Origin of the sequence: Streptomyces canus 299MFChir4.1 (assembly GCF_000383615.1) — a bacterium.
Classification (GTDB): domain Bacteria; phylum Actinomycetota; class Actinomycetes; order Streptomycetales; family Streptomycetaceae; genus Streptomyces; species Streptomyces canus_C.
Genome location: NZ_KB911608.1, coordinates 98,619 through 112,638, shown reverse-complemented (window position 1 = coordinate 112,638; position 14,020 = coordinate 98,619). Strand labels below are relative to the sequence as shown.

The window sequence follows — 14,020 nt, the reverse complement described above, 5'->3', positions numbered from 1 at the left end:
CGCCGTGGTCGGCACCCGCCACGAGCCTGACCAGCGCTTCGCCCAGGTCAGGCCCTGCGTGAGCAGCCGCGCAACCTCCTCATACCCCTGCCCGGAGAACAAGCACATCGCCAGCACGAAGTAGACCACCACCCGCGGCGGCAGCAGCCGAGTGCGCTGACCCGAACGACCGGACTCAGCGACCACCCGGTCCACCAGCTCCGGCGGAAATGTACGCGTTAGCAGCCCGACCGCGATCCGGTCCGACAACCGCTCATCCGTCTCCGGCTTGACCTGCCCAGGGCGTGGCATCCAGGCACCTCCTGGATGCCACGCTACCAGTCGAGACCCTTAAGTCACTGGTATTGAGCCTAGGGGCGCTGTCACCGCAAGTGCCTTTCCGCGCCGGCCAAGGCACAGCAATAGGGCGTGGACAAGCGTGTCCAGCATCTCGTCCAAGTCGCTGGCACTCGGGGCGCCAATCTCGGCAAAGGCCCATCGACCTGGCATGTCTGGGTACCACGCGGCAATCGTGTGCAGGGCCTTTGGCACCATTCGCGCTCTGTCGTGACGTGAAATCAGGTTCAGGAAATCGTTTCGCGCGGGAGCTGGCATCCTCTCCAGGGAAGACAGCCTTCCGTCTAGTTCGGATGAATATCCTGCATCGCATGTCTGCTCAAGCCACTCTTGCTGTAGTGAAGAAAAGAGGCGCGCGCCGTCGTCACCCTCTTGTTCGATAAGCAGAGCTATCCACAAAAGGTCGGGGAAATCATCTCGCACCCAATCGGTCAAGATGGCCCCGTGTTGGATCATAGGTGGAATTAGATTCTTTCCCACCCACTTATGATCAGCCAGCCTCTTTGGCAGCGGCCTGCGACTCTTCTTCGCCACTTTCCCCCCTGTTTCTGAAGTGCGGTAGTTCCACTCTGTAGTATCGGCAAGAGTTCGCCGTTCCGCACTCCTATTTAAAAAGTTCCCTGCGCCAGGATCTTGAAGAACCTGCTCAGCTCATCACCCGCTGCAGCTCCCGTCCCGTCCGCCGTCGACCCACACACCGTGAAGCGTGCGTGGTTCAGGGCGTCAAGGTGGAGCGCGCCACTGCACGAACGACCTTGACGCCCTGGGCCGCGCCCGCTTGGCTTTGCCTGGGTCGATGGGGGGCGGGACGGGAGCACCCTCGCGCACCCCTACGGGGCTGCAGTCGGCGACGGAGCCCCCGCCTCCCGGTGCCGGCCGATCCCCCGCCGGAGGCAACGCCTTGACCTCAACTGACTCGCCCCAAGTTCTCGGCTCATTCGCCTGTGCGCGGCACGGGCGCTGGCCGGGCTGGAGCGGGACGTAGGCAGGAGCGCAGGCCCGGCCGGGGGCCGGGCCGCGCGCGGGGAGCGGAGCGAGCCGCCTTGAACCAGTAGAGAAAGTTTGAATCATGGTCGCGGCGGTGTTGACCATCTAGGGTCTCGCGCCCGCTGTCGCCCGCCTCGTGGTGTAGAACCCTGGATATGGGGAGTGAGCGGCGGGAGCGGATGCAGGCGCTTGGTGCGCGCCTTCGTGGGCTGCGTACGGATGCTGGTCTGACTGGTGCAGTGCTGGCACAGCGGGCCGGTGTAGGACAGCCGACCGTGTCCAAGGTCGAGAACGGGCGGATGGTCCCCAGTGTCGATGTGTTGGGCCGCTTGTCTCGCGCTCTCGACCTCGACGACGTGTCCTCCCGTGAAGTGCATGACCTCCTGGTCGCCGTTGAAGCTGCGCCGGACGTAGACGCGGACGCAGACGAGGCATCCGGCGACCTGGCCCCCGTCGGGGTAGTCCTTGATGACGTCGTTCGGTCGGCTCGGCTGATCCGTTCGTTCCAGTGCGTCGTCCTGCCGGCCATGCTCCAGAGTGCGGAGTACGCGCGGCACGTCTTCGACAGCGCGCCGAACGCTTCCCCTGAGGCTGTCGGCCGCGCCGTCGCTGCCCGCGTGGAGAGGCAGAGCCTTTTGTACGAACCGGGACGCGAGTCGGTGTTCGTGCTCACCGAGGGTGTGTTGAGGACCTGGCCGGGGAGTCCTGCGCTCATGCTCGCCCAGATTGATCGGCTGCTGGCCGTCGAGAGTCTGAGCACCGTACGGCTCGGCGTCATTCCGTGGCGTCGGCCAGTGCCTGTCATGCCCCGCCATGGCTTCACCCTGTGCGACCGTGAGACGGCCGTCGTCGAGAGCTTCCGGGGCGAGCGAGTCGTGGACGACGTCTCCGAAGTCGCCGCGTACGAGGACATGTTCAGTCGCTTCGAGGAAGCCGCGGTCTTCGGGTCCGAGGTGCGGGAACTGCTCCTCCAGGTGATGACGGACTTCAGGGAGCTGGACGCCCCCACCACTCGATAGAGGAATAATTCCTCAAGATGCCTGGCCCATCAGTCATGCGCAGGAATACTCTGCTCACTGCAACGTCTAGCCCCCTAGACAATGAGGGAGTGTCCCATGCCCAAAGACTGGGCCCGCATGTTCCCAGGCCAGGCCTGGCAGGTGGCCGAAGCTCGTCACTTCGCTGCCGCTCTACTGGAGGGTGAAGCCCAACGCCTCGTTGATGATGCCGTCCTGGTGGTCGGCGAGTTGGCGGCCAACGCCGTACGGCACACCCGTAGTGGCTGGTACCGAGGGTGGTTCCTCGTGGTCGTCGGCTTCACCGACGATTTTGTTCGCATCCAGGTCATCGACCAGGGAGGCGAAGACGAGCCTCGTGTGCGGAGCGTGAACAGTGCTGTGGACCAGGGGGGCCGTGGACTCCTGATGGTCTCGGCCTGCGCCAAGGACTGGGGCGTGAAAGATCGGCCTGCGGGTGGACGCTGCGTATGGGCGGAACTCGCTCGGGTGAGTGGGTGATGGTCCGCGGTGGAGAAGAACTTTATGCCTGTCCCGCAAGCGGTGGGTGGTGAGCCCCAAGGGGGTACCTCGGCGAAGGTCCGCGTTCTACGTGATCGGGGTGCATTCGGGACGGCGTCTCGCGCCCGTTCTGTCTAGGGCCCTAGACTCCTGGCTAGTTCTAGGAGGTGTGGTCATGTCGGACGAGTTGCAACGGATCATGGCGATTGATGATCCGTACCTGCTCCTGCGTGAGGTCACGGCCCGACTGGCCGCCGCGCAGCAGGAGGTGACCGAGCTCGCCCGGCTTCGCCGTCGTGTCGTTCAGGACCTGCATGCACAGGGGCTGTCGTATGCGCAGATCGCGGAGAAGGCCGGTCTCAGCCGCGGGCGCATTCATCAGATCCGGCATACCGGGCCAGCGCCTGAGGGTGCCTTCCTGGGGGCTGGTGCGGTAACGATCGTCACCCCGCTGCGGTGGGACGGTGAAAAGAAGCGTCCGGTCGTCGCCATGGCCGACATGAACTCCGGGAAGCGGCTCGAAGAGCTGGCCAAGTCGTACGGCCTCGACGTGAGCTCCGGGCACGTGCAAGTGGGCGGTGAGATCGACCTCAACCGTGACGGCCTGGTCGTTGTCTGCGGACCTGGCATGTCTCAGGCCATGAGCGACCTGTACGCCCAGGATCCGGTACTCGGCTGGGAGCATCCGGACGGTGAGCCTTGGGCCCTGGCGGACCGTCGTACCGGCGCCTCGTACCGTGCGGGAGCGGACACGGAGCCTTACCGCCCCCATGACGTCGGATACCTCGGGAGGCTGCCTCGCCCGGACGGCAACGGCTCGGTGCTTGCCATCGCCGGCATCCACACCGCGGGTTCCCTCGGCGTCGTCCAGCTGCTCTCTTCCGACTTGAATGCCTTGTGGGGGCAGGTGGGCGAGCGTCGCTTCTCCACGCTGGTGAGTGTCGAGTACGACCCCGAGACCGAGGAACCGCAGTCCGTCGAACTGCTCACCCCGCTTTACCTGCACGACGAGGAGACGACGGCGTGAACGTCGTCCTCGACTCACAGCCTGCCGAACCGGGCCGAGGCAATGAGGACTTCGCCGCTGCCGCGCATGGGGCGGCCGTCCTCCTCGACGGTGCCGGCGTGGCCGGCGCGGAGACCGGATGCAAGCACGGCGTCGCCTGGTTCTCCTCGACGCTGGGTGGGTTGCTGCTGGGCGCCATCTCCGCGCAACCCCTCCGGCCGCTTACCACCTGCCTCGCCGACTCGATCCGGGCTGTCCGCGCTCTGCATGAGGGCACGTGTGACTTGACCTATAGGGCGAGTCCCACCAGTACGGTCCTCGCGGTACGGGCCACTTCGGGGGCCCTGGAGTACCTCGTCCTCGGCGACTCAACGCTGTTGCTCGCCGACGCTGACGGCAAGACGAACGCGATCACGGATCAGCGCCTGGATGAGGTCGGCAGGCAACTACGCGGGCCGGTCGACGCGCTCCCGACCGGCTCACCCGAACATGCCGCCGGTCTGGCCGAGTACCGCGACGCCCTTACAGGGCACCGCAATCGCCCTGGTGGCTTCTGGATCGCCGGGCCAGACCCGAAGGCGGCCGAACACGCTCTCACCGGGGCGGTGCCGCTGGCGTCGCTGACGTCCGTGTCCCTGCTGAGCGACGGTGCGACGAGACTGGTCGACTCCTTCGAACTCTCCACCTGGCCGCAGGCGTTGGCCCTCCTCAGCACGTCCGGGCCCGCCGAATTGATCCGCCGGGTGCGGGAGGCCGAGGCAGGAGACTCCGACGGGCGCCGCTGGCCGCGAGGCAAGACGCACGACGATGCCACCGCCCTGCACTGGGTCCTGGTCTAGCAACTCCACGCCTTCCGAGAGGACTCGTATACCCCCCTAGACAGTTGGGTTGGTTGCGGTCTACTGTTTCTGTCAACCCCCCTAGACAGTCAGGGCGGGCCACCTCCCTGCTGTCTAGGGGGGTATCCAGAAGGGATCGGCGCTCACCAGGGCGTCGCCGACCAGTGAGGTTCAAGAAATGCGTGTCATTCCCGTGAACGCCTCGGACGCAACCCTGCTCGTCACGAAGCTGCCCGAGGTCAAGGTGAGGGACCGTCAGACCGGTGAGATCGCCGTGGACCCGGTGACCAACCAGCGGCTCATGGTCTTGGAGGTCGTCTTCATCGCGCAGGGCGGTTCGGACATGATCAAGGTCACCGTTCCGGAGCAGGGCATCGGTGAGGGCCTGGTGATGGGAGCTCCGGTCATCCTGTCCGGGCTGATCGCCCGGCCGTGGGAGAGCGAGTTCGGTGGCCGGATGCGGCACGGCATCGCCTACCGGGCGGACGCCGTCATGGTCGACGCTCCGGCGTCGGTGCAGGGCTGATCGCCATGAGCGACACCGTATGGGTGCTCGTCCTAGGTCTGTTCGGCCTGGTCGCGCTGCTGGTGCTGCGTCGTCGAGTGCCGGTCGTGTTCTGGTGGCTCATCGGCTATCCGCTCGTCGCGGTGAGGGTGCTGACGTCGTACCGGACGACCATGGACGCCTGTGGTCTGACCGTTCCGGCTTCGGCCATGCGTCGGGCCACAGCCCGGATGGTCGGGCGGGAAGCGGCGCCGGTTCCGCCTCGCAGGTCGTTCCCCATACCGACCAGTGCCGGTCTCGTGATGCGGTTGCGTATGGCGACCGGGCAGGCGCCGGAGGACTTCCTCGCTTCCGCCGACCGGTTGCGGCACGCCTGGGCCGCGCACGCCGTGCATATCCGTCCGACCAAGCCGGGGTGGCTCGAACTGCGGTTGATCGGCTGGGATGTACTCGCGGACGTACGGCCGACTCGGCGCCGTCGTGGCAACGGCGGTCTGCTCTCCCTTCCGATGGCGCTGCGGGATGACGGGCGTTGGCACGTAAGGGACTTCCGTGCCGTGCCGCATGAACTCATCCTCGGCGCAACGCAGTCCGGCAAGTCCGTGTACCTACGCAACCTGCTGTGCGGGCTCGCCCGGCAACCGGTCGTGCTCGTCGGGATTGACTGCAAGTGGGGTGTGGAACTGGCGCCGTTCGCGCCCCGCCTGTCGGCCCTCGCGGACACCCCGGACCGGGCGAACGAACTCCTTGACGTCCTGCTGGACGAGATGGAGGCACGGTTCCGGCTGATCGGACTCCGGTCCGGGGCGGGCCCTGACGACGTCCTCAGCTCGGACGTGTGGGGCCTGCCCGAGAAGGTGCGGCCGGTGCCGGTCGTGGTCGTCGTCGACGAGGTGGCGGAACTCTTCCTCGCCGCGAGCCGGGACGACGAGAAGCGACGCGATGCCATGGTCACCAAGCTCGTCCGGATCGCCCAGCTCGGCCGCGCGGCCGGCATCTACCTCGAAGTCTGCGGACAGCGCTTCGGTTCCGAACTCGGCAAAGGCGCCACCATGCTCCGCGCCCAACTCACTGGCCGTATCTGCCACCGCGTCAACGACGAGTCGTCCGCCAACATGGCGCTCGCCGACATCTCCCCGGAAGCGGCCCTCGCCGCAACCGCCATTCCCGCCGAACGCCCCGGCGTCGCCATCGTCGGCGACTCTTCCGGCGGCTGGTCCCGCGCACGCTCCCCGCACCTCACCCTCGATGAAGCGGCGGCCGTCTGCCGCGCTACGTCCGCTCTCGTGCCAGAGCTGCCCCGCCTCGACGCCTTCCGGCCCGCCGTCACCGTCGAACCGGCCGCGGTCGCCTCGCCCGCCACTGCCGTACCGGTCGCGCGCCCGGTGACCGAGTAACCGCACTGCTCTCCCCACGGTCGGCGCGACCGCCTCGCGCCACGTCCCTACCCCTCCCATGCCTCGAACCGGAAGGAGAACGACTCGATGCGTGCCCACCTCGCCCGCGTGGACGCCGTGATCGTCCAGGCCGTCATCGCGGGCGCCCTGTCCTTCTCCCACCTTCATGACCTCGCTGAAGCGGCCGGGCAAGGCGGCTGGAAGGCATGGGCCTACCCGGTCAGCGTCGATCTGCTTCTGGTCGCCGCCTGGCGCCGGATGCGCGAACAGCAGCGCGCCGGACAGCCCGCCGGGGGAGCGCGCCTGTGGTTCCTAATCGCCCTGGCCGCCTCCCTCGGAGCCAACATCGCAACAGCCGGTCTCCTCGATCTGGACCACGTACCTGCGTCACTGCGCGTCGTGGTGGCCGGTTGGCCTGCCGTCGCATTCTTCGGCGGAACGCTTCTGGCCCACGCGCCACGCATCGTGGAGGAACCTGCGGCCCAGGTGGTCTCTGAGCCCGAACCCACCACTGGGCCGGGCGCGGTCGACACGTCCCGCCGTGACGAACTCCCCGCTACGGCCGCGGATCCGGCCCCCGAGGAACCCGCACAGAACCCCGTCCTCGTCGCGCCGACGCGCGTTCCCGCTGTACCCCTGCCGCCCGCGCTCATCGACCGCGCGCAGGCCCTCGCCGAGGAACTGCGCGCCGCCACCGGCCAACCGGCAGACCCCGACGCCGTACGCGCCCGGCTCGGCCTGCCGCCGTCCATGACCCTGTCCGTCGCCGCCCACCTCTGAGAAAGGACCGCTCAAGTGACCCCGCGTTTCCACAACATCCGCCGCATCGGGCCCGTCCAGGTCGCCTCGTTCCTCTCCCGTGGACGAAACCGCCACCTCGCCGCCTGCACGGCACCCCGCTGCGACTTCTCCGCCGAGTACGACAGCCGCTCCGCCGCCGAACTCGCCGCCCGCACCCACCGCTGCTCCGCCTGACAGGAGATCACCGATGGATGTCCCGCTCTGGTTCGCCGTCCTCGTCGTCGCCGTCCTCGGCATCCAACTAGCCCGTCCGCCCTGGTGGCTCGTCGTCCTGCTCCTCCTCGGCGGCTACCTCGTCGCCAACAGCGTGCTCGCCCCCGCTGTCGCCGCTCTCCTCGACTGATTTCAGAAGGGACCAGCCATGTTCACCCCCAAGTACCCGCCGCAGGACACCGCTCCGGCGCCGACCATCCCGGCGCCCTACGCCCCCACCTCCACCCCGATTCCGTCCGCCCCCGCCTCCAACCGGCCCATGGTCCAGCTCACTCCGGGCAGCATGCTCACCCTCGCCGCCGGCGGTGGCGCCCTGGTCCTCGTCCTCGGCGCCGTCCTGGTCTCCATGCTCCTGGCCGTGGCAATCACCGCCGCCTCGGTGGCCGTCTGCGCCGTCACCGTCCGCTCGATCCTCAAGAGCGACCGCCGCTGACCCCCATCTGCTCAGCAGTCCGGCTTGCCCACGCTGTCTAGCCCCCTGGACAAGGCGGGCTGCTGTCCCCGCTCCCGCCCCCAAGGAGGAACTCGCACATGCGCCCCGAGGCTCCGACCGGAGCCATCCGCCAACTGGCGGCCCTCGCCCTGCACGGCGAACTGAGCACCTACGCACACCAGATCCAGCGGCTCGGCGGCTGCGAGCGGCCCGTACGGATGGAGGGCCACCGCCTCGACGTCCACGCCTCGTCGGGTGAGATCGTCCGCGAGATCGTCGACCGCGACCTTCCCGCCGGACAGTTCCTCATCCGCTGCAACAACCGCCGCGCCACAAGGTGCGCCGCGTGCGCCGAGGTCTACCGCAAAGACACGTACCACCTCGTCACAGCCGGTCTGAGCGGCGGCAAGGGAATCGGCCCGGCTGTCGCCGGACATCCCCGCGTCTTCGCCACCTTCACCGCCCCCTCCTTCGGCCCTGTCCACAACCGGCCCGGCGGCGGCCGCTGCCGCTGCGGACGTCTCCACCCGGACGGTGACCCTGTCCTTGGCACGCCCCTGAACCCCGACCGCTACGACTACCGCGCCGCCGTCCTGTGGAACGCGCACGCCGGTGCCCTCTGGGCCCGCTTCACCACCTACCTCCGCCAACAACTCGCCTCCCGCGCGGGCATCGGCCGCTCGGCGCTGCGCGACTGCCTCAAGGTCTCCTACGCCAAGGTCGCCGAATATCAGCGGCGAGGCGCCGTTCACTTCCACGCGGTGATCCGGCTCGACGGCCCGGACGGAGCCGAGGACACCCCACCCACCTGGGCCACCGCCGAACTCCTCGCCGACTCCATCCGCTTGGCCGTCCACCTCGCCGAGACGCCCGGCCCGGTCCTCGACGGCCGTGCCCACACCTTCCGCTTCGGCGAACAACTCGACATCCGCCCTATCCGTTCGGCCGACTTCACCGGCGCCACCGACCTCACCAGCCGCGCCGTCGCCGCCTACATCGCCAAGTACGCCACCAAGGGTGCCGAAACCGCGACGGGCACCCTGGACCGGCCCATCCGTAACCCCATCACCGACCTGATCGGCGCTGAAGTCACCGATCACGCACGTCAGTTGATCTTCACCTGCTGGCACCTCGGGGCCCGGTCCGAACTCGAAGACCTGCGCCTCCGCAAGTGGGCTCACATGCTCGGATTCCGCGGCCACTTCTCCACCAAGTCCCGCGCGTACTCCGTCACCCTCGGCGCCCTCCGCCAGGAACGCGCTGACCACAACGAAGCACTCACCCGCGAACGCGCGGCAGAGGCGGGTCACCCGCTGCCCGACCCGGACAGCGTCCTCGTCCTCTCGCACTGGCGCTTCGCCAGCACCGGCCTGACCGCCGTCGAGACCTGGCTTGCAGCCTCACGGCGACCGAGCACCCCCGACACGGAAGGAGACTCGGCGTGGACCGCCGACGAGACGAACTGATGACTGTCCCGCAGATCCTTACCGAGCTGGGCGGCGTCTCCCGCCGCACCTTCTACCGCTGGCGGGAGCTGGGATACGGGCCGGCCGCCTTCAAGCTACCCAACGGAGAACTCCGGGTATGGCGGAGCGACTTCACCACGTTGCTGCGACAGCTGGAGGCGGCGGCGTGAAGTCCCTTGATGCGAAGGTCTGGGGCGTGCGAAAGCGGGACACCAAAACGCCTTCGTACGGCGTCCGCTGGTCAGTGGCCGGCAACGTCTTCTCCGAGTCCTTCCGCACCAAAGCGCTCGCCGACCACTACCGCACGAAGCTCATGCGAGCGATGCGCGACGGTGAGGAGTTCGACACCGGGTCGGGCCTCCCGGCTTCGATGGAGGAGAAGAAGTCGGCCGTGTCCTGGTACGCCTTCGCCCTCAGATATCTCGCCATGAAGTGGCCCCATGCCGCCCCCAACACGAGGGACGGCATCAATGAATCCCTCACCAGCGTGACGCTGGAGCTCCTCGACGAGCGTGCCGGAAGGCCGTCCGACGAGGTGATCCGCAAAGCGCTGCGCAACTGGGCCTTCGTCTTGCCGGGGCCCGACGATCGGGAAATCCCGGACGACGTACGGAACGTTCTTCACTGGGTGTCCAAGGCCTCTCGGCCGCTCGCCGACCTTGCTGAACCCGCCACGGCCCGTGCGGTCCTCGACTCGCTGAAGCTCAAGCTCGACGGCACGGCGGCAGCGGCAGAGACCGTGCGGCGCAAGCGTCGGACCCTCGTCAACGCCGCGAACTATGCGGTCGACCTGGGGGAGCTGCGCGAGAACCCCATTACGGCTGTCCGCTGGCAGAAACCGAAGGTGTCCAACCAGGTTGACCCGCGCGTCGTCGCCAACCCGGAGCAGGCTCGCAACCTCCTGGCGGCCGTCTCCTATGTGGGCGGATACCGGCGTGCCCGCGGCCGTCGTCTCGTGGGTCTGTTTGCCGCGATGTACTTCGGCGGTCTTCGGCCGGCTGAAGCGGTCGGCCTCGCCGAGACGGACCTGATCCTCCCGGCACAGGGCTGGGGCTCCGCGTTGCTTCACCGGACCCGCCCGTCGGTCGGCAAGCAGTGGACCGACTCGGGGGAGACCCACGACGACCGCGGGCTGAAGAACCGGCCGACCGAGGACGTCCGGCGGGTACCTATTCCGCCTCACCTCGTCGCCGTGTTCCGTGAGCACCTGGCCACCTTTGGCACTGCGGACGACGGGCGCCTGTTCTTCAGCGAGAAAGGTTCGGTCGTCCCGTCCTCGACCTACTACCGCGTGTGGCAGGAGGCCCGGCTCCTCGCGCTCCCGCCGACCGTGGCCTCCTCGCCACTCGCGAGTCGCCCGTACGACCTCCGGCACTCGGCGCTGTCGACGTGGCTCAATGCCGGAGTCGATCCCACCGAGGTGGCCGAGCGCGCAGGCAACAGCGTTGAGGTACTTCTGACGCGCTACGCGAAGTGCCTGGACGGACGGCAGGACGTCGCCAATCGGCGTATCGAGGACCTGCTTCGTGAGTACGAGTGACACAGCCTGAATGTGTCTGTGGCCCCTGGTATGCAGTCCAGGGGCCTCTTCTTTTGAAGCGTCCTTAATTCACCCGGGGGCCTGCATTCTCTCGGCGGCGAGTAGCCGTTCCAGGTGCTTTCGCGAGCTGTCGAGCGTGGCGAGCATCTGCGTACGAGCTTGCTCGAAGTTCGCGTTGACCTCCACGCCGAGGTCATGTCGCAGCGCCACTCTCAACAGGTACACGCCATCGGACATTGAACCGCTGAACCAAGTCCTCGCCCGCGCGTATGCTCCGTCCAGGTCAGAGCTGGTCGGCAGCTGCTTGACGACCAAGTACCCGACCCCCAGCGCCCTGTTCAAGGTCGAGACCACTTCCAGAACGTCCTTCGGCAGCGCCATCTGCGCCTGTGCGTACTGGTCGGCCCAAGCATCCTTTGCGGCGTCCAGGACCGCCGGCTCGCTGCTTTCACCGCGCTCGGCTGCTCGGACGGCGTCTCGGGCGGCGATCCGGTAAGCGCGAGCCGTGGCGTTCAGCAGCGCATAAAGATCACGCTTGGCTTGCAGGGCCTGAGCGGTTCGTTGCTCTGCCCGTTCACGATCGGCGCGCTGGTTCTGCTCCGCGGCTTGGGTCCGGCTGGCGCGCTGGCTGAGCACAGCCCCGCCCAGAGTGCCGCCCAGTGTTCCCCCGACGCTGATGAGCGCGACAGCAAGAGTGGTCACGTCCACGCGGTCCCCCACCCGTCGATTCGACTGTCCAGGGAGCATTCTGCTTGAGCTAAGGGCATCACCTGCGGCGATGCTTCAAGATCCCGTCCACGCCTCGTCCACAGACCTCGACATAGAGCCGCTTCGGGCCGCATACGCCTGCACATACGCGAAGACCCCGGCCTCAGCGTTTCCGCTGGTGACGGGGTCTTTGGGCACCTCATGCAAGGTGCCCCCGGCAGGATTCGAACCTGCGCACACGGCTCCGGAGGCCGTTGCTCTATCCCCTGAGCTACGGGGGCGTGTCGGTCGGAGTTGGTGGCTCGCGGCGACGGGTAGAACACTACCAGCTCCCTCGGGGTGATCCGGAACGGGTTTCGTGGTCGCGCCTCAGCGGCCTGGGTCCCCCGCACGGGGTGGAAGTGGGGAAAACCCGGACGCGGTGGCCGGTCCGCACCTACTCTCGAGTTGTGCCAGGCGCGTCGGGCCGGGTGCTTGTTGTGGACGACAACAAGGTCATCCGGCAGCTGATCAGGGTCAATCTCGAGCTGGAGGGTCTCGAGGTCGTGACCGCGGCCGATGGTGTCGAGTGTCTGGATGTCGTTCATCAGGTGCGTCCCGATGTCGTGACCCTCGATGTGGTCATGCCCCGGCTGGACGGACTGCGGACCGCCGCACAGCTGCGTTCCGACCCCCGGACCGCTCACCTTCCCCTCGTCATCGTCAGCGCCTGTACGCAGCACGAGGTCGACAGCGGTCTCGACGTCGGCGTCGACGCCTTCCTCGCCAAGCCCTTCGAGCCCGCCGAACTCGTGCGACTCGTACGGCAGTTGATGGACCAGAGCCGGGAGCGACGGCGGTCGGAGGAGGGGGACACTCCTCTGGTCGGCGGTGTACTCGGGGGCGGAGAGGCCGAGCGGGCCGGTCGCGCCGGCGGCTGAACCTCACGAGACGCGGCGGCCTCGCAGTGACATCCGGGTCCTCACGCCCCGCGCCCACGCCCGCATCCTGCAGCCCAGCCCAGCCCAGCCCAGTACCGCCCCACCCCGTCCCACATCCCGGACCCCGCCCAAACCCGCTCGCCCTCCCACCCCCCTCCTCCCCTACGCTTGTCCCGTGACCCCCGTCGAGCTCTCCCGTACCGTGCTGCGCGCGGTGCGTCGTGCTGTCGACGACGGGGAGCTGGACGTGGCCGTCCCGGGGCGGACCGACGTCACGCCCCCGGGGCCCGGTGGGTGTGGTGACTACGCCACCAACGTCGCCCTCCAGCTGGCCCGGCCCGCCGGGCAGCCCCCGTTGCGGGTCGCCGAGATTCTCCGGCAGCGGCTCGCGCACAGCGACGGCATCGGTGACGTCGTCGTCACCGGGCCCGGGTTCCTCAACATCAGCCTGCGGGGGAGCGGCGACGCCCTCGTGCGGGAGATCCTGCGACTCGGACAGCGGTACGGCCATGCCGACCGGCCCACCGGGCAGCTCGTGCAGCTCCACGCGCCCCACGAGGTCCGCGCCGTCGTCGTGATGGACGCCGTCGCCCGCATCCTCCGCTCCCAGGGCGCCCTCGTCCGCACCAGTTGCGTTGCTCGCCCGGAGCCGGCCTGGACGGACATCCTCGGCGTCGAGGTCGATGCGTACGGCACCCCCGATGCCCCCGCCCCCGCCCCCCTCGACGTCAACGTACGACCACGACCCGTACCGGTCGGCCTCGGGTCCCTCGACCCCGACGCCCTCGGCCGGGACGCCGCCCGCTGGGCGCTTCTTCACCCCGCCCCTCACGACCGGGCCCGCATCACCGCCGACCACCTGATCCAGCGGGAGAGCAACCCTCTCTTCCGGGTCCGTTACGCCCACGCCCGCACCCGGGCTCTCAGCCGCAACGCCGCCGACCTGGGCTTCCACGCCGAGCCCGGGGACGTGGACGTGCACCCACGGGGGGACACAGCGGCAGCCGTACAGGGGACCGACGCACGGCAGGCCGACGTACCGGAAACCGCCGTAGCGGAAACCACCGTCCAGGACACCGTCGTACACGACACGACAGCCCTGCGGAACCTCCTCGCCGATCACCCCCGTGTCCTCCAGGCCGCCGCCGCGCACCACGCCCCCGATCGCCTGGCCCGGTATCTCGTCACCGTCGCCGATGCCGTTCTCCCCTTTCTCGCAGTCGTCCTTCCGCGTGGCGCGGAGAAACCCTCGGCCGCCCACCGTGCCCGGCTCGCGCTCGCCGAAGCCGCCGGGGCGGTGCTGGCCGGTGGCCTGTCCCTGCTCGGCATCGACGCACCCGAACACCTCTAGA

General features: G+C 68.4%; 17 protein-coding genes and 1 tRNA gene. 15 read left to right on the top strand and 3 right to left on the bottom strand.

What is annotated here, in order from left to right; translation table 11 throughout:
* Positions 1-291, bottom strand: a 291-nt coding sequence (locus H293_RS0136775; protein WP_028808514.1) for a transposase domain-containing protein, incomplete at its 3' end; no start/stop codon positions are given.
* A gap of 1,187 nt (positions 292-1,478) precedes the next feature.
* Here H293_RS0136775 and H293_RS0136770 point away from each other — a divergent pair.
* From H293_RS0136770 to H293_RS0136710, 13 genes are all read left to right on the top strand, one after another.
* Entirely contained in the window at positions 1,479-2,342 is an 864-nt protein-coding gene (locus tag H293_RS0136770; protein ID WP_078612772.1) for a helix-turn-helix domain-containing protein, read from the top strand.
* A 96-nt stretch (positions 2,343-2,438) separates the two neighbouring features.
* Positions 2,439-2,840: an ATP-binding protein gene (locus H293_RS55600; RefSeq protein WP_020122801.1), complete on the top strand. Its 402-nt coding sequence runs from the start codon at positions 2,439-2,441 to the stop codon at positions 2,838-2,840.
* Between the two features lie 175 nt (positions 2,841-3,015).
* Positions 3,016-3,867 (top strand): sigma factor-like helix-turn-helix DNA-binding protein, encoded by an 852-nt coding sequence (locus tag H293_RS0136760; protein ID WP_020122800.1) that lies wholly within the window; start codon positions 3,016-3,018, stop codon positions 3,865-3,867.
* Positions 3,864-4,685, top strand: coding sequence for a protein phosphatase 2C domain-containing protein (locus H293_RS0136755; RefSeq protein WP_020122799.1), 822 nt, complete (start codon positions 3,864-3,866; stop codon positions 4,683-4,685). The genes H293_RS0136760 and H293_RS0136755 overlap by 4 nt, the downstream gene beginning before the upstream one ends.
* A 178-nt stretch (positions 4,686-4,863) precedes the next feature.
* Entirely contained in the window at positions 4,864-5,211 is a 348-nt protein-coding gene (locus H293_RS0136750; protein ID WP_020122798.1) for an SCO3933 family regulatory protein, read from the top strand.
* A gap of 5 nt (positions 5,212-5,216) precedes the next feature.
* Entirely contained in the window at positions 5,217-6,587 is a 1,371-nt protein-coding gene (locus H293_RS0136745; protein WP_020122797.1) for an FtsK/SpoIIIE domain-containing protein, read from the top strand.
* An 87-nt stretch (positions 6,588-6,674) separates the two neighbouring features.
* Positions 6,675-7,367: a DUF2637 domain-containing protein gene (locus tag H293_RS0136740; protein ID WP_020122796.1), complete on the top strand. Its 693-nt coding sequence runs from the start codon at positions 6,675-6,677 to the stop codon at positions 7,365-7,367.
* A gap of 15 nt (positions 7,368-7,382) precedes the next feature.
* The gene (locus H293_RS0136735; protein ID WP_020122795.1) at positions 7,383-7,562 is read left to right on the top strand and encodes a mobile element transfer protein; all 180 of its coding nucleotides are present in this window, start codon (positions 7,383-7,385) and stop codon (positions 7,560-7,562) included.
* Positions 7,563-7,575: 13 nt separating this feature from the next.
* Positions 7,576-7,731, top strand: a complete 156-nt coding sequence (locus tag H293_RS59330; protein ID WP_020122794.1) for a hypothetical protein — start codon at positions 7,576-7,578, stop codon at positions 7,729-7,731.
* Positions 7,732-7,749: 18 nt separating this feature from the next.
* Positions 7,750-8,034, top strand: coding sequence for a hypothetical protein (locus H293_RS0136725; protein ID WP_020122793.1), 285 nt, complete (start codon positions 7,750-7,752; stop codon positions 8,032-8,034).
* A 98-nt stretch (positions 8,035-8,132) separates the two neighbouring features.
* The gene (locus H293_RS0136720) at positions 8,133-9,500 is read left to right on the top strand and encodes a replication initiator (RefSeq protein WP_020122792.1); all 1,368 of its coding nucleotides are present in this window, start codon (positions 8,133-8,135) and stop codon (positions 9,498-9,500) included.
* Positions 9,500-9,670, top strand: coding sequence for a helix-turn-helix transcriptional regulator (locus H293_RS0136715; protein WP_020122791.1), 171 nt, complete (start codon positions 9,500-9,502; stop codon positions 9,668-9,670). Before H293_RS0136720 ends, H293_RS0136715 begins: the two co-directional genes overlap by 1 nt.
* Entirely contained in the window at positions 9,667-11,040 is a 1,374-nt protein-coding gene (locus H293_RS0136710; protein ID WP_020122790.1) for a tyrosine-type recombinase/integrase, read from the top strand. Before H293_RS0136715 ends, H293_RS0136710 begins: the two co-directional genes overlap by 4 nt.
* A 69-nt stretch (positions 11,041-11,109) precedes the next feature.
* Here the strand turns inward: H293_RS0136710 and H293_RS0136705 are convergent, their stop codons facing one another.
* Positions 11,110-11,748 (bottom strand): hypothetical protein, encoded by a 639-nt coding sequence (locus tag H293_RS0136705; protein WP_259294603.1) that lies wholly within the window; start codon positions 11,746-11,748, stop codon positions 11,110-11,112.
* 209 nt (positions 11,749-11,957) lie between these two features.
* A tRNA-Arg gene (locus H293_RS0136700) sits at positions 11,958-12,029 on the bottom strand.
* 120 nt (positions 12,030-12,149) lie between these two features.
* Here H293_RS0136700 and H293_RS0136695 point away from each other — a divergent pair.
* Together H293_RS0136695 and nrtL are read left to right on the top strand one after the other, a co-directional pair.
* The gene (locus H293_RS0136695) at positions 12,150-12,668 is read left to right on the top strand and encodes a response regulator (RefSeq protein WP_259294602.1); all 519 of its coding nucleotides are present in this window, start codon (positions 12,150-12,152) and stop codon (positions 12,666-12,668) included.
* Between the two features lie 175 nt (positions 12,669-12,843).
* Positions 12,844-14,019 (top strand): ArgS-related anticodon-binding protein NrtL, encoded by a 1,176-nt coding sequence (gene nrtL, locus H293_RS0136690; protein WP_020122787.1) that lies wholly within the window; start codon positions 12,844-12,846, stop codon positions 14,017-14,019.
* The last annotated feature ends 1 nt before the right edge of the window (position 14,020 follow it).

Excerpts from the sequence above, each read along its gene's own strand:
- H293_RS0136770 (WP_078612772.1), top strand. The coding sequence starts at position 1,479 with ATGGGGAGTGAGCGGCGGGAGCGGATGCAGGCGCTTGGTGCGCGCCTT.
- H293_RS55600 (WP_020122801.1), top strand. The coding sequence starts at position 2,439 with ATGCCCAAAGACTGGGCCCGCATGTTCCCAGGCCAGGCCTGGCAGGTG.
- H293_RS0136760 (WP_020122800.1), top strand. The coding sequence starts at position 3,016 with ATGTCGGACGAGTTGCAACGGATCATGGCGATTGATGATCCGTACCTG.
- H293_RS0136750 (WP_020122798.1), top strand. The coding sequence starts at position 4,864 with ATGCGTGTCATTCCCGTGAACGCCTCGGACGCAACCCTGCTCGTCACG.
- H293_RS0136745 (WP_020122797.1), top strand. The coding sequence starts at position 5,217 with ATGAGCGACACCGTATGGGTGCTCGTCCTAGGTCTGTTCGGCCTGGTC.
- H293_RS0136740 (WP_020122796.1), top strand. The coding sequence starts at position 6,675 with ATGCGTGCCCACCTCGCCCGCGTGGACGCCGTGATCGTCCAGGCCGTC.
- H293_RS59330 (WP_020122794.1), top strand. The coding sequence starts at position 7,576 with ATGGATGTCCCGCTCTGGTTCGCCGTCCTCGTCGTCGCCGTCCTCGGC.
- H293_RS0136725 (WP_020122793.1), top strand. The coding sequence starts at position 7,750 with ATGTTCACCCCCAAGTACCCGCCGCAGGACACCGCTCCGGCGCCGACC.
- H293_RS0136720 (WP_020122792.1), top strand. The coding sequence starts at position 8,133 with ATGCGCCCCGAGGCTCCGACCGGAGCCATCCGCCAACTGGCGGCCCTC.
- H293_RS0136715 (WP_020122791.1), top strand. The coding sequence starts at position 9,500 with ATGACTGTCCCGCAGATCCTTACCGAGCTGGGCGGCGTCTCCCGCCGC.